The 13,900-nt window shown below is 70.5% G+C and carries 8 protein-coding genes, 1 other RNA gene and 1 pseudogene; 6 read left to right on the top strand and 4 right to left on the bottom strand.

From position 1 onward, the window contains the following. The 3 genes from QM591_RS06615 to QM591_RS06605 form a co-directional block, all read right to left on the bottom strand. Positions 1–2,186, bottom strand: a 2,186-nt coding sequence (locus tag QM591_RS06615) for a transglutaminase TgpA family protein (protein WP_415130830.1), incomplete at its 3' end; no start/stop codon positions are given. Then, a complete protein-coding gene (locus tag QM591_RS06610; RefSeq protein ID WP_415130828.1) occupies positions 2,173–3,483 on the bottom strand; it encodes a DUF58 domain-containing protein in 1,311 nt (436 codons plus the stop codon). The genes QM591_RS06615 and QM591_RS06610, both read right to left, overlap by 14 nt. A gap of 7 nt (positions 3,484–3,490) precedes the next feature. Then, complete coding sequence (locus QM591_RS06605) at positions 3,491–4,471, bottom strand: AAA family ATPase (RefSeq protein ID WP_415130826.1); 981 nt, start codon at positions 4,469–4,471, stop codon at positions 3,491–3,493. A gap of 82 nt (positions 4,472–4,553) precedes the next feature. Between QM591_RS06605 and ffs the strand changes: the two genes are divergently transcribed. From ffs to QM591_RS06580, 5 genes are all read left to right on the top strand, one after another. After that, positions 4,554–4,650: signal recognition particle sRNA small type (ffs, locus tag QM591_RS06600), an RNA gene on the top strand. Between the two features lie 125 nt (positions 4,651–4,775). After that, positions 4,776–6,923, top strand: coding sequence for a phosphate acetyltransferase (gene pta, locus QM591_RS06595; RefSeq protein WP_415130824.1), 2,148 nt, complete (start codon positions 4,776–4,778; stop codon positions 6,921–6,923). Then, positions 6,920–8,125 (top strand): acetate/propionate family kinase, encoded by a 1,206-nt coding sequence (locus tag QM591_RS06590; RefSeq protein WP_415130822.1) that lies wholly within the window; start codon positions 6,920–6,922, stop codon positions 8,123–8,125. The genes pta and QM591_RS06590 overlap by 4 nt, the downstream gene beginning before the upstream one ends. 50 nt (positions 8,126–8,175) lie before the next feature. Beyond that, the gene (locus tag QM591_RS06585) at positions 8,176–8,907 is read left to right on the top strand and encodes an HAD family hydrolase (protein ID WP_415130820.1); all 732 of its coding nucleotides are present in this window, start codon (positions 8,176–8,178) and stop codon (positions 8,905–8,907) included. A gap of 77 nt (positions 8,908–8,984) precedes the next feature. Then, on the top strand, positions 8,985–11,540 hold the full coding sequence (locus QM591_RS06580; protein WP_415130818.1) for a glycoside hydrolase family 65 protein: 2,556 nt from the start codon (positions 8,985–8,987) through the stop codon (positions 11,538–11,540). Between the two features lie 27 nt (positions 11,541–11,567). Here the strand turns inward: QM591_RS06580 and QM591_RS06575 are convergent. Further along, a pseudogene (locus QM591_RS06575) lies at positions 11,568–12,666 on the bottom strand (NAD(P)-binding domain-containing protein). A 90-nt stretch (positions 12,667–12,756) separates the two neighbouring features. Between QM591_RS06575 and QM591_RS06570 the strand changes: the two are divergent. Further along, positions 12,757–13,900: DNA polymerase III subunit gamma and tau (locus QM591_RS06570; protein WP_415130814.1), on the top strand; the 1,144-nt coding region annotated here is incomplete at its 3' end.

Here is a 13,900-nt window from a genome sequence, read left to right as displayed (position 1 = left end):
CGTGCGCGCGGCGGGAGCGCGTCGCGCATCGCGGTGCGGGCGCGGTCGGCGTCGCGATCCAGCCGTGTCGGCGCCGTGTCGCCCGGCCGTGCGTAGCTCGCGCGCTCCATGGCCGACACGAGCCTCGCGATCTCGGCCTCCGGAGCCGAATGATCGGCGACGAGGCGGGCGCCGAATGCGCGGGGCGACTCGGCGGCCGGCACCGCGATGCCCTGATCGATCGCCGCTTCCTGCAGCATGCGCCACGCCGCCGCGACGTCGCCCCGCCGTGCGCGTCCGCCGAGCCAGCGGCGCCGGCCCCACCGCACGAGCATCGGTGTTCCGAGTATCACGACGGCGATGCCGAGCGCCGCGAGGTACGGGCGCAGATCGATCATCGGAGTCCCGCCGGCGGAGTTCCTCCCCGGATCGTCGTCGGGGCGGGCTGCGGGGGCGGTGCTCGTGGGAGCCGTCGCGCTGGGGGAGGCGGAGGGGGGCGTGATCTCCTCGCCGCCGTCGTCCACCGGCGTGCTCTCGGGCAGGAATCGGGTCTCGGTGCCGAGGCTCTTCGTCGGTTCGAAAGCGACCCAGCCGATGCCCTGGAAGTACACCTCCGGCCACGCATGGAGCTGACTGGTCGTCACCTCCGAGACCCGCCGGCCGTTCTCCCCGTCCACCATCGGTCCGGGGAGGAATCCCACGACGATCCGGGAGGGCATCTCGAGCGCCCGTGCCATCAGCGCAAAGGCACCGGCGAAGTGCACGCAGTAGCCTTCCTTCACCTCCAGGAACGCCGCCACGGCGTCGGATCCCGTTCCGTCGAACCCGTCGAGCACGGGAGCATCGAGGGAGTAGGAGAACTCCGACCCGCGGAACCAGGTCTGCAGCGCGATGAGCCGGTCGTAGTCGTTCGACGCGTCGGCGGTGACCTCTTTCGCCAGCTCGGCGACCACGTCGGGGGTCTCCGGAGGCAGGGTCGTGACATCGACCGCGACGTCATCGATGCGTGCCTCCGCCGCGCGGATCTGCTCCGCTGTGGGGCGAGCCGTCTGCCACGTCACTTCGTAGGACTGTCCCCGGGCGCTCGTCTGACCGCTCAGGGCGGTGCGGCTGTAGGGAACGCCGCGCCAGACCCCTTCGAGCCCGGTGACCTCGACGGCCGCGTAGGGGAGCGGAAGGTAGGCGGAGGCGAGCCCCGCGATGTCTATCCGGGTGGTGTACTGCACGACGCGCACGCCGTCATCGACGGTGAGGGGCTCGAAGCCGTCGTCATCGAGCGACACCGAACGCAAGCGGTCGGGGCGCCACACGCTGCCGTCGAAGAGGGAGAGGGTGGCCACGCGGAGGTAGGGCGGCGCGGGGGAGTCGCCCGACAGGGTGAGGACGGGGACGTCGCTGTTGCGCCGCAGGTCGTCGCCGAGATCCAGCGTTGGGTCGATGCTTGCGATGGTTCCCGCGCCGGGCTCCGCCGCGACGGGTGCCGGCAACGACGGCGCCCCGATGAGGGCGACCACGACCGCGACGGTGCCGATCGCCACGGCGAGCGTCGTGACGCCTCCGGAGGTTCCCGGTTCGGGGGCCTCCCTCGTGCGCGTCTCGGCGCGCAGCAGGACGAGGACGGTGATCGCCAGGAGCACGAAGCTCAGGAGGTCGACTCCGCGGGGCACGGCCACCGCCGGGATCACCCATACCGCCACGAGAGCGATCGCCGCCAGGAGCGGCATCCGCGCGGTCACCACGACGTGATCGAGGATCACCGTCAGCGCTCCTGCGGAGGCCACGAGCACGAACGACATGGCGGCGGTGGCCTCCAGCGGTGCGGCGCCCAGCAGGATCTCGCTCGCGGCGCGGCGCACCGCCCCGGCCGCGGCGGTGAAGACGGACGGCGTCGGGATCACGGCGGCCAGGGCCTGTCCGCCGAAGAACACCGCCGTGACGGCGACGGCCCACAGCCCCGTCGCCGCCGCGGTCACCGCGATCGCGGGAGCATGCAGACGCCGCAGTGTCGCCGCCAGCACGAGGATGACGGCGCTGAGGGCGAGGGCGCCGAGCACCCAGAGACCGGCGCTGACCACGCCGAGAACGGGGAGCAGGGCTGCGGCGATCGCCGTCCACAGTGCGAGCGCGAGCCGACGCTCGCCGCGGCGTCGCGGCCGTCGATGGGCGCCGCGACCCGGGCGGGCGGGGAGGCGGTCAGGCGTGGACACGACGGCCTCCTCCGGCCACCGACGACCACACGGCGGTGAGGTCGTCTCGCGGCGTCATCGCGGCGACCCGCCACCCGGTGTCCGCCGCACGCAGCCTCTCCTCCGACGGCACCGTCGATGGTCCGGCCGTCACGCAGATCAGGACGGGCAGCGCGCTGTGCGCCGGCACGCGAGCCAGCGCGCCGACGTCGGCGGGCTCGAGGTCGCCCGTGATGAGCACCAAGGGGCCGGTCTGGGCAGTGGAGAACAGTCGGGCGAGATCGGTCAGATCGGTGGCGCGACGGGCGGTCACGGTGGCGAAGGCCGAGAGCAGCTCCCTCAGCCCGGCGGCGTCGCCGCCGTCGACGGGCTCCACCAGGGGCGAACCGTCGACGTCGAGGATGCTCACGTGGTAGCCCTCGCGGACGAGCTGGGCGGTGACCGACACCGTCGCGGTCACCGCCGTCTCGAACCGCTCGTCCTCGCCGGGCGCGCGCAGGGCGGCATCGCTCCAACGGGCCATTGCGCGGTCGAGCACCACGACCGCCTCGGGCGTCGTCTCCTGCTCCTCCTGCCGCACCATGAGCTCGTCCCGGTGTGCGCTGGCACGCCAGTGGATCCGGCGCATCGAGTCGCCCGGGACGTAGTGGCGGGGGATCAGGTTGTCGGTGCCCTGGCCGAGACGGTTCGTCGAGGCGCTCATCCGGCCGCCCGCGCTTCCCGGGAGGTCCGACACGCTCTCCAGCGTCACCACTGCCGGCGCCACCGTCAGCGTCGACGGCTCGCGCGCCGTCGTGGTGCGGCGAACGAGTCCGAAAGGATCGGTGGAGGTCACCGTCAGAGGCCCGACCGCGCGGACCCCGCGGCGGGCGGCGACGATGTCGTACGCGATCTCGATCTCGCGGACCTGGGCCCCGGCGCGGGTTCCTGAGACGGTGGCGGGGAAGATCCCCGAGGTCTCTCCTTCCAGCCCCGGACCCAGCCGGTCCTCCCAGCGCCCCTGCGCGACGGGAAGAGGGGAGCGGATCTCCATCCGCGCCCGCACGTGCACGGGGTCGCCCGTCGTGGCGAGGTCCGGATGGAAGGAGCGCGCGACACGCACGCGGCGGCCCGCGAGGTAGAGGGTCGCGGCGCTCACGCCGACGATGGCGAGCATCAGCACCCCGACGTAGACGAGCTCGATCACCCCGAACCGTGCGGCCAGGACGAAGCAGGCCACCGCGAGCGCGAGAGCGCCCAGGCCGCGCAGCGTCAACGGCCAGCGGGTGACACCGCGCTCCCGGCGGGCGCGGCGTGTGGCTCGGCGGGGGGAGGCCATGGGCGGGTCAGTGCGCGGCCAGCGGCACCCGCACCGACGACGCGATCGCCCGGAGTGCGGCGGTGAGGGATTCGGCGGACGAGCGTCCTCGCCCGGCTCCGCTGCCCCGGGCAGCGATCATGCGGTGGGCGAAGATCGGCTCCAGGAGAGCGGCGACGTCGTCCGGGATCACGAAGTCGCGTCCGTCGAGTGCGGCCCACACCTTCGCGGCCCGCACGAGCTGGAGAGTGGCGCGCGGGCTCGCCCCGAGACGCACGTCGGGGTGGGATCGGGTCGCGCGTGCGAGACCGACGGCGTACTCCTCCACCGCGGGGGAGACGTGGACGTTCCGCGCGAAGCCGATGAGCTGGCTGACGCGCTCGGCCGTGACGACGGGGCGCAGGTCGTCGAGAGGGTTGACGGTGTCTCGCTGGCGGAGCATGAGCGCTTCGGACTCGGCATCGGGGTAGCCCATCGAGACCCGCATCATGAAGCGGTCGAGCTGGGCCTCGGGAAGGGCGTACGTGCCCTCCATCTCCAGCGGGTTCTGCGTCGCGACCACCAGGAACGGATCGGGCAACGACCTGCTCGTCCCGTCGACGGTGACCCGGTGCTCCTCCATCGCCTCCAACAGCGCGGACTGCGTCTTGGGGGAGGAACGGTTGATCTCGTCGGCGATCACGATGTGGGCGAACACCGCGCCGGGCTTGAACTCGAACACCCGATCCACCGGGTTGAAGACGCTGACCCCGGTGACGTCTCCCGGGAGGAGGTCTGGGGTGAACTGGATGCGGCGCACGGTCGCATCGATCGTGGCGGCCAGGGCGCGGGCGAGCATGGTCTTTCCCACGCCCGGCACGTCTTCGATGAGCAGGTGGCCTTCGGCCAGCAGACAGACGAGCGCCGACCGCACGATCTCGGGCTTGCCGTCGATCACTCGCGTCACCGACCCGACGATCGCCTCCGTCTCGCGCGCGAAATCCTCCGGAGCGACCTGGTTGTCGAGCATGCGTTCCCCTTCGCCGCATCGATGCGTCCTTCGATGCTAACCCGGGCGGTACGGGGCGGGCGGGCTCGTCGGGTAAACTTGCAGTAGCTCTCCGCGAGACGGCATCCAGGCCAACTCCCCCAGGACGGAAACGTAGCAAGGGTAACCAGGCTCTGCCGGGTTCGCGGAGAGTCTTACTTTTTCCGGGCGTCTCGTCGCGGCCCCGCGGACGTCGAGCGGCCTGCGAGCGGTTTCCCCGAGGTCGGCAGGTTTTGTCCGGGCGGGGACAGGGCGGTCACGACGCGCCGAGCCTAGGCTGGAACGCGTGGCTCAGAGCATCTACATCACGTCGACCGAAGGTCTGTCGGGCAAGTCGACGATCGTCCTGGGGGTGATCGACGCCCTCACCCGTGTCTCGCCGAAGGTCGGGGTGTTCCGCGCGATCGCCCGCTCCACGGTCGAGCGCGATTACGTCCTGGAGATGCTGCTCGACCACGTGGGCGTCGAGTTGAAGTACGACGAGTGCATCGGCGTCACCTACGACGACGTGCGCCGCGACGCGGACGCGGCCCTCTCGAAGATCGTCGAGCGCTTCAAGGCCGTCGAGGCCAAGTGCGACGCCGTCGTGATCGTGGGAAGCGACTTCACCGACGTGGGCTCCACGTCCGAGCTCGGTTACAACGCGCGCATCGCCGCGAACCTCGGCGCACCCGTGCTCCTCGTCCTCAACGGCCGTGCGAGCGAAGGGGACCGTCTCGGCGTGAGCGTCGCGCGCACCCCCGAGCAGCTGTCGCAGGTCACCGAGCTCGCCGTCACGGAAGTGCGCAACCAGCGGGCGGAGCTGTTCGCGGTCATCACCAACCGGGCCGACCCCGTCAAGCTCCACGCCATCAACGGCGCGATCCGCTCGGTCGTCGCCGATGTCCCGGCCGCCGACGGCCACCGGGAAGCCGAGGTGGGCGTGTGGTCGATCCCCGAGGACCTGTTCCTGGTCGCCCCCGCCGTCCGCGACGTCATGCTGTCGCTCGAGGGGAGGCTCCTGCGCGGCGATGAGGATCTCCTGACACGGGAAGTGCTCGACGTCGTGGTGGCGGGCATGTCGCTCAACAACATCCTGCCGCGCTTGCGCGAAGGCGCGATCGTCATCGTTCCCGCCGACCGCACCGAGATCCTCCTCGGCCTGCTGCTGGCCAACTCCTCGGGAACGTTCCCCTCCATCTCCGGCATCATCCTCAACGGGCCGTTCCCGCTGCCCGAGGCCGTCGAGAAGCTCATGGTCGGACTCGACTCGGCGCTGCCGATCATCCAGACCGACCTCGACACCTACGACACGGCCGTGCGCGTCATGGGGACGCGCGGACGCTTGGCCGCCGGCTCGCAGCGCCGGTACGACACGGCTCTCGCCCTGTTCGAGAAGAACGTCGACACCGACGAGCTGACGACCTCTCTCGGGCTGACGAGCTCCAACGTCGTGACACCCCTCATGTTCGAGTACCAGTTGCTGGAGACCGCGCGCACGCGGCGCAAGCGCATCGTGCTCCCGGAGGGCTCCGACGACCGCGTGCTCCGGGCCGCGGCCACGGTGCTCGCCCGCGGGATCGCCGACCTCACGATCCTGGGGGAGGAGGCGGAGGTGCGGGGGCGCGCGGTCGAGCTCGGACTCGACATCACCGCCGCGCACGTCCTCAGCCCGTTCGACCCGGCCACCGTCGACCGCTTCGCCACCGAGTACGCGAAGCTGCGCGCGCACAAGGGCGTCACGTACGAGAAGGCGGCCGACACCATCACCGACGTCTCCTACTTCGGCACGATGATGGTCCACCTCGGTCTCGCCGACGGAATGGTCTCCGGTGCCGCGCACACGACGGCGCACACCATCCGCCCCGCGTTCGAGATCATCAAGACCAAGCCCGGGGTCTCGGTCGTCTCCAGCGTCTTCCTCATGGCTCTCGCCGACCGAGTACTCGTCTATGGCGACTGTGCCGTCATCCCCGACCCGAGCAGCGAGCAGTTGGCCGACATCGCTGTCTCCTCCGCCGCCACGGCGCAGCAGTTCGGCATCGACCCGCGGATCGCGATGCTCTCCTATTCCACCGGCGAGTCCGGCTCGGGAGCCGACGTCGACAAGGTCCGGGCGGCGACCGAGCTCGTGCGCGAACGCGCCCCGCAGCTGCTCGTGGAGGGGCCGATCCAGTACGACGCCGCCGCCGACGCCGCCGTCGCCAAGGCGAAGATGCCCGACTCGCAGGTGGCCGGGCGCGCCACGGTGTTCGTCTTCCCCGATCTGAACACGGGGAACAACACTTACAAGGCGGTCCAGCGCTCGGCGGGCGCCGTCGCCATGGGGCCGGTCCTCCAGGGCCTCAATCGCCCGATCAACGACCTCTCGCGCGGAGCGCTGGTCGAGGACATCGTCAACACGATCGCCATCACCGCCATCCAGGCGCAGGCCGAAGGAGGGGCAGGGGCATGACCGTCGTCTTGGTCATCAACAGCGGATCGTCGTCGTTCAAGTACCAGCTGATCGACGTCGAGAGCGAGCGCTCGCTCGCCTCCGGACTCGTCGAGCGCATCGGCGAGCCCGTCGGCTCCGCACGCCACAAGGTGATCGGCGGCGATGCCGACGCGGAGTCGTCGCGCGAGCTTCCCATCCCCGACCACACCGCGGGCTTCCAGGTGATGCTGGAGGCGTTCGAGCAGAACGGTCCCTCCCTCGTCGAGGAGCCGCCCGCCGCGATCGGCCACCGCGTCGTCCAGGGAGGAGCGCGCTTCTTCCAGCCCACGCTCGTGGACGACCTGGTCGAGATCAACATCGACGAGCTGTCGGTGCTGGCTCCGCTCCACAACCCCGGCGCGGTCCAAGGCATCCGCGCCGCCCGCGCCGCCTTCCCCGACCTCGCCCACGTCGCGGTGTTCGACACCGCGTTCCACCAGACGCTGCCTCCCGCCGCCTACACCTACGCGATCGACCGCGACCTCGCCCGCAAGCACCGCATCCGCCGGTACGGCTTCCACGGGACCAGTCACAAGTTCGTCAGTCGTGCCGCGGCGGACTTCGTCGAGCGGCCGCTCAAGGAGCTCAAGCAGATCGTGCTCCACCTCGGCAACGGTGCGTCGGTGACCGCCGTCGACGGGGGTCACTCGGTGGAGACCTCGATGGGTCTCACGCCGCTCGAGGGTCTCGTGATGGGAACCCGATCGGGCGACATCGATCCGTCGATCCTCCTGGTCCTCGCTCGCCGCGAGGAGATGAGCCCCGGTCAGCTCGACACCTTCCTCAACAAGCGGAGCGGAATGCTGGGCCTTGCCGGTGTCTCCGACATGCGCGATATCGAGGATCGCCGCGAGGCCGGCAACGGTGCGGCGATGCTCGCCTTCGACGTCTACATCCACCGCCTGCGTGCCTACATCGGCTCCTACATCGCCCAGATGGGCGGAGTCGACGTGATCTCCTTCACCGCCGGTGTCGGGGAGAACTCTCCGCTCGTGCGTGCCGAGGCCCTCGCCACTCTCGGCTTCCTCGGGGTGCACGTCGATCCGGAGCGCAACGGCGCACGCGTGCGCGGCACCCGCGTGATCTCCACCGACGATTCCGCCGTCACGGTGCTCGTCGTCCCCACCAACGAGGAGTTGGAGATCGCCCGGCAGACGCTGTCTGTCATCGACCGGGGATGACCGGCTCCGCGCGTCTCGCTCGCGCGGGTGTCGGCCATTACGCTGGACGGGTGACAGCCGCATCGCTCCCGGATCTGACGACGTTCGACGGCGTGCTCTTCGACCTCGACGGGGTCCTGACCCCGACCGCCGACGTGCACATGCACGCGTGGGCCACGATGTTCACCGATCTGTTCACCGCGTGGGGCATCACCCCCGCCTACACCGAGCGCGACTACTTCGAGTACCTCGACGGCAAGAAGCGCTATGACGGCGTCGCGAGCCTGCTGCGCTCGCGCGACGTCGAGGTGCCCTGGGGTGACCCGTCGGATCCGCCGACCGCCGACACCGTGTGCGGCATCGGCAACCGCAAGAACGAGGTGTTCTCCCGCGTCCTGCGGACGGACGGCATCGCGCCCTATCCCGGTTCGCTCGCCCTCGTGAACCGCCTGCGCGCGGCGGGAGTCCCCGTGGCCGTCGTCTCCAGTTCCAAGAACGCGGAAGAGGTGCTGCAGGTCGCCGGCATCCGAGAGCTGTTCCCCGTCGTGATGGACGGCGTGATCGCCGAGCGCGAGAACCTGCCGTCCAAGCCCGCCCCCGACGTCTTCGCCGAAGGAGCACGTCTGCTCGGGGTGGACCCGGCACGCAGCGCCGCGGTCGAAGACGCCCATTCCGGCGTGCAGTCCGCCGCCGCCGCCGGATTCGCTCTCGTCGTGGGCGTCGACCGGGGCGTGGGCGCCGAGACCCTCCTCGCCTCGGGAGCGAACGTCGTCGTCGACGATCTGTCCGCCTTTCTCTCCTGAGCAGCGCCCGTCCGAGCCGCTTCACCGCACCGCACCCACCCACCTCACCCACCCGCGTTTCACACCGGAGGAGTCACATGATCGACCGCGATCGTTTCCCCGTCGACCCGTGGCGGCTCGTCGAGAGCAGCTTCTCCATCGACGACGTCGGCGTCACCGAGACCCTCTTCGCTCAGGGCAACGGCTATCTCGGTCTGCGCGGTAACCATCCCGAAGGCCGTCACGCGCACGAGCACGGCACCTTCGTGAACGGGTTCCACGAGATCTTCCCGATCCGCCACGCCGAGCAGGCCTATGGGTTCGCCGAGGTCGGGCAGACGATCATCAACGCCCCCGACGCCAAGGTCATGCGCGTCTACGTCGACGACGAGCCGCTGTCCTTCGACGTCGCCGACGTGCGGGAGTACGAGCGCTCGCTCGACTTCCGGACGGGGGTGCTCAGCCGCCACGTGCGATGGATGACGCCGAGCGGCAAGGACGTCGTCGTCGACTTCGAGCGCATCGTCTCGTTCGAGGAGAAGCACCTCGCCGTCATGAAGGTGACCGTCACGGTGCTCAACGCCGATGCGCCGGTCACGATCAGCTGCCAGATCATCAATCGGCAGGACGGCCAGGACGTCTACGGGGGAGGGGCTCCCAAGACCGGCAAGGCCGCCACGGCCGCCTTCGACCCGCGCAAGGCCGAGAAGATCGACGAGCGGGTCCTCCAGCCCGAGGAGTACTGGCACGACGGCCTGCGTTCCGCGCTGTCGTACCGCGTGACCTCGTCCGGCATGACGATCGCCGTCGTCGCCGACCACGTCATCGAGACCGAGAACGAGTACTCGGCACGCATGCTGACCGAGCCGGACATCGCCAAGAACGTCTTCCGCGTGCAGGCCAAGGCCGGCGTGCCCGTGACTGTCACCAAGCTCGTGAGCTATCACACGTCCCGCGGTGTGCCGGCTCGTGAGCTCGTCGACCGCGGACGTCGCAGTCTCGACCGCGTGGCCTCGGAAGGGGTGCAGGTCCAGTTCGACCGGCAGGCGCAGTGGTGCGAGGGATTCTGGCAGCGTTCCGACGTCGTGATCGAAGGTCACGACGACCTGCAGCAGGCGACGCGCTGGTGCCTGTGGCAGCTCGCGCAGGCAGCCGCCCGCGCAGACGGTCAGGGCGTGCCCGCCAAGGGTGTCTCCGGCTCCGGCTACAGCGGCCACTACTTCTGGGACACCGAGATCTACGTCCTGCCCTTCCTGATGTACACGACCCCGCTGTGGGCGCGAAACGCCTTGCGGATGCGCTACCTCATGCTGCCGTCGGCGCGAAAGCGTGCCGGACAGCTCAACGAGGCGGGCGCTCTCTTCCCCTGGCGGACCATCAACGGCGAGGAGGCGTCGGCCTACTACGCCGCCGGCACCGCGCAGTACCACATCAACGCCGACGTCAGCTTCGCCCTGGGCAAGTACGTCCGGGCCACCGGCGACGACGAGTTCCTCCACCGCGAGGGCGTCGACATCGCGGTGGAGACCGCCCGGCTGTGGACGACGCTCGGCTTCTGGCGGTACAACGAGGTCGGCGAGCCGGAGGTGTTCCACATCCACGGTGTCACCGGTCCCGACGAGTACACGACCGTCGTCAACGACAACCTCTTCACCAACGTGATGGCCCGCTACAACCTGCGCTTCGCGGCGCGGGTCGTGCAGGAGATGGCCGAGACCGCCCCGGCGGAGTACGCGCGCATGGTCGACCGTCTCGGTCTCGACCCGAGCGAACCCGATCGCTGGGACGCGGCCGCCGAGGCCATGCACATCCCCTACAGCGAAGCGCTGGGGATCCATCCGCAGGACGCCGTCTTCCTCGAGCGCGAGGTCTGGGACCTCGAGAACACGCCCGCGGAGCAGCGACCCCTCCTGCTGCACTTCCACCCGCTCGTGATCTACCGCTACCAGGTGCTCAAGCAGGCCGACGTCGTGCTGGCCCTGTTCCTCCAGGGCAATCACTTCACCGACGCCGAGAAGCTCGCCGACTTCGAGTACTACGACCCGCTGACCACGGGCGATTCCACTCTGTCGGCGGTCGTGCAGTCGATCCTCGCGGCCGAAGTGGGCTATCAGGACCTCGCGCTGGAGTACTTCAACGAGTCGATCTTCGTCGACCTCGGTGATCTGCATCACAACGCGGCCGACGGCGTGCACGTCGCCTCCGCCGGCGGGGTGTGGACCGCGCTGGTCTCGGGATTCGGAGGCATGCGCGATCACTTCGGCGACCTGTCGTTCGATCCGCGTCTTCCCGCCGACTGGCCCTCGTTGGCGTACACGCTGCACTGGCACGGCACGGAGCTGAAGATCACCGTCACCGCCGACGCCCTCACGGTCGTGGCGGGTCCCGGAGAGTCGGTGTCGTTCGAGGTGCGGGGGAAGGGCTACGCGGTCGCCGGAGGCGAGACGGTCGTGGTGCCGCTCGATGGCCAGGGCCCCGTCCGGCCGGGGCGTCCGACCCTGGGTGACATCGGCGAGCAGCTGCGCGAGGACGGGTCGATGATCTCGGCCTCGGTGCCCATCTCCACGAACACGTCCACGATTCCCGTCATCACGGGGGCCAACGTCGTCGCCGGTCACCCCGCCGAGCACGGCAACCTCGGCGTCGACTCCTGACCGGTCTCGCCGGGGCGCGCACGGAGCTCATGCCGTGAGCGCCGTGCGCGCGGCGAGGATCGCGCGCACGGCGTCCCGCCCCGCGCGGTTGGCTCCCACCGTCGACTGCGAGGGGCCGTAGCCGATCAGGAAGAGGCGTGGCTCATCGATCGCGCGGCCCTGCGCGACGCGGATGCCGCCGGCGGCGGTGCGCAATCCGAGGGGGGAGAGGTGAGCGATGTCCGCGCGGAACCCGGTGGCCCACAGGATGACCTCGGCCGGCTCCAAGGAGCCGTCGGGCATGCGCACGCCCTGCTCTTCGATCGACACGAACATCGGGTGGCGGACGAGCACCCCGCGGTCGCGCGCCGCTTCCGCCCACGGCGTCCAGTGCTGGCCCGTCACCGAGATGACGCTCCCCGGCGGGAGGCCCTGGCGCACCCGTTCCTCCACCCCGGCGATCGCGGTGATGCGGGCTGCGGTGTCGAACTCGGTCGCATCCCACACGACCTCCCTCCGCGTCACCCAGAAGGTGTCGGCGACGTGGGAGATCTCTTCGAGCAGTTGAACGGCCGACACTCCGGCGCCGACGATGACGACGCGTGTGCCGGCGAACTCGTCGGCCGAGCGGTAGTCGTGCACGTGCAGCTGTCGCCCGCGGAAGAGCTCCTGACCCGGATAGTGCGGCCAGAACGGCCGGCGCCAGGTACCGGTGGCGTTGATGACGAATCTGCCTGCCCACACCCCGTGGTCGCTCTCGACGCGGAGCCGGCCGTGCGGATCGTCGTCGGCGCGCCGTACGGCCGTCACGTGCACGGGCCGCCGCACACGGAGCGAGAAGCGCTCCTCATAGTCGCCGAAATAGGCGGGGAGGACCTCGCGGCTCGGCGCCCGCGGGTCGGCCGGCGGAACCGTCGCGCCCGGGAGCTCATGGATCCCGTTGACGGTCGCCATCCTCAGCGAGGGCCAGCGGTGCTGCCACGCGCCGCCCGGGGGAGCGCTCGGCATCGAGCACGACGAACCTGGGCGTTCCGGGCGCGGCGTCCTCTCCCTCGGGAACGAAGCCGCGGCGGCGGAGGTGGTAGGCCGCCGAGAGTCCGGCCTGGCCCGCACCGATGACGACGACCTCGACCTCTCCCACGGACACGTCATCCCCAACGTCGTGTGCGGGCTGGTTCTTCCCTCCCTCGCTCGCCGCGCCCGGCGCGATGTCCCCGGTACGCCGTAGTCTGTTGGGGTGACCACCGCCCTGTATCGCCGCTACCGGCCAGAGACCTTCGGCGAGATGATCGGGCAGTCACAGGTCACCGATCCGCTCATGACGGCGCTGCGCGGCGATCGCGTCGGGCACGCGTACCTCTTCTCCGGCCCCCGCGGCTGCGGAAAGACCACGTCCGCTCGCATCCTCGCCCGGTGCCTCAACTGCGCCGCAGGCCCCACCGACACCCCGTGCGGAACGTGCGACAGCTGCGTCGAGCTCAGCCGTGGCGGCGGGGGCTCCCTCGATGTCGTCGAGATCGACGCCGCATCCCACAACGGCGTCGACGACGCGCGTGATCTCCGTGAGCGGGCCGTGTTCGCCCCCGCTCGCGACCGGTTCAAGATCTTCATCCTCGACGAGGCGCACATGGTGACGGCGCAGGGCTTCAACGCCCTCCTCAAGCTCGTCGAGGAGCCGCCCGCGCACGTCAAGTTCATCTTCGCCACCACCGAGCCCGAGAAGGTGATCGGGACCATCCGCTCCCGCACGCACCACTATCCGTTCCGTCTCGTGGCGCCCGCGGCGATGCTCGAGTACGTCGAGCAGCTCTGCACGGCCGAGAACGTCACGGTCGAGCCGGGCGTGCTGCCGTTGGTCGTGCGGGCGGGCGGTGGCTCTCCCCGCGACACGCTCTCGCTCCTCGACCAGCTCATCGCCGGTTCCGACGACGGCGCCGTCGGCTACGAGCGTGCCGTGGCCCTGCTCGGCTACACCCACGGTGAGCTCCTCGACGAGGTCGTCGACGCCTTTGCCGCCCACGACGCGGGCGCGGCCTTCGGAGCGGTCGACCGGGTGGTGCAGACCGGGCAGGATCCGCGCCGGTTCGTCGACGATCTCCTCGAACGTCTCCGCGACCTGATCATCGTCTCGGCGACGGGTGCGGGCGCCTCCGCCGTCCTCCGCGGCGTCCCGGCTGACGAGCTCGAGCGCATGGGGGTTCAGGCGACCGCCTTCGGCACCGAGCGGCTCTCGCGGATCGCCGACATCGTCGTGGCCGCACTCGACGACATGTCCGGTGCCACGTCTCCGCGCCTGCAGCTCGAACTGCTCGTCGCCCGCGTCCTCGCGCACGGTCAGCCCGGCGCCGCCGTCGCGCCGGCGGCCGCCGCCTCCGTCCCCG

This window comes from Microbacterium sp., assembly GCF_047607225.1.
GTDB lineage: Bacteria > Actinomycetota > Actinomycetes > Actinomycetales > Microbacteriaceae > Microbacterium.
Note: the sequence above shows the minus strand (reverse complement) of the source record. Positions and strands in the feature narration are given on the sequence as shown.

Bases quoted from the DNA above. Each gene is read 5' to 3' on its own strand.
- QM591_RS06610 (WP_415130828.1), bottom strand. From the start codon at position 3,483: ATGGCCTCCCCCCGCCGAGCCACACGCCGCGCCCGCCGGGAGCGCGGT.
- QM591_RS06605 (WP_415130826.1), bottom strand. From the start codon at position 4,471: ATGCTCGACAACCAGGTCGCTCCGGAGGATTTCGCGCGCGAGACGGAG.
- QM591_RS06590 (WP_415130822.1), top strand. From the start codon at position 6,920: ATGACCGTCGTCTTGGTCATCAACAGCGGATCGTCGTCGTTCAAGTAC.
- QM591_RS06580 (WP_415130818.1), top strand. From the start codon at position 8,985: ATGATCGACCGCGATCGTTTCCCCGTCGACCCGTGGCGGCTCGTCGAG.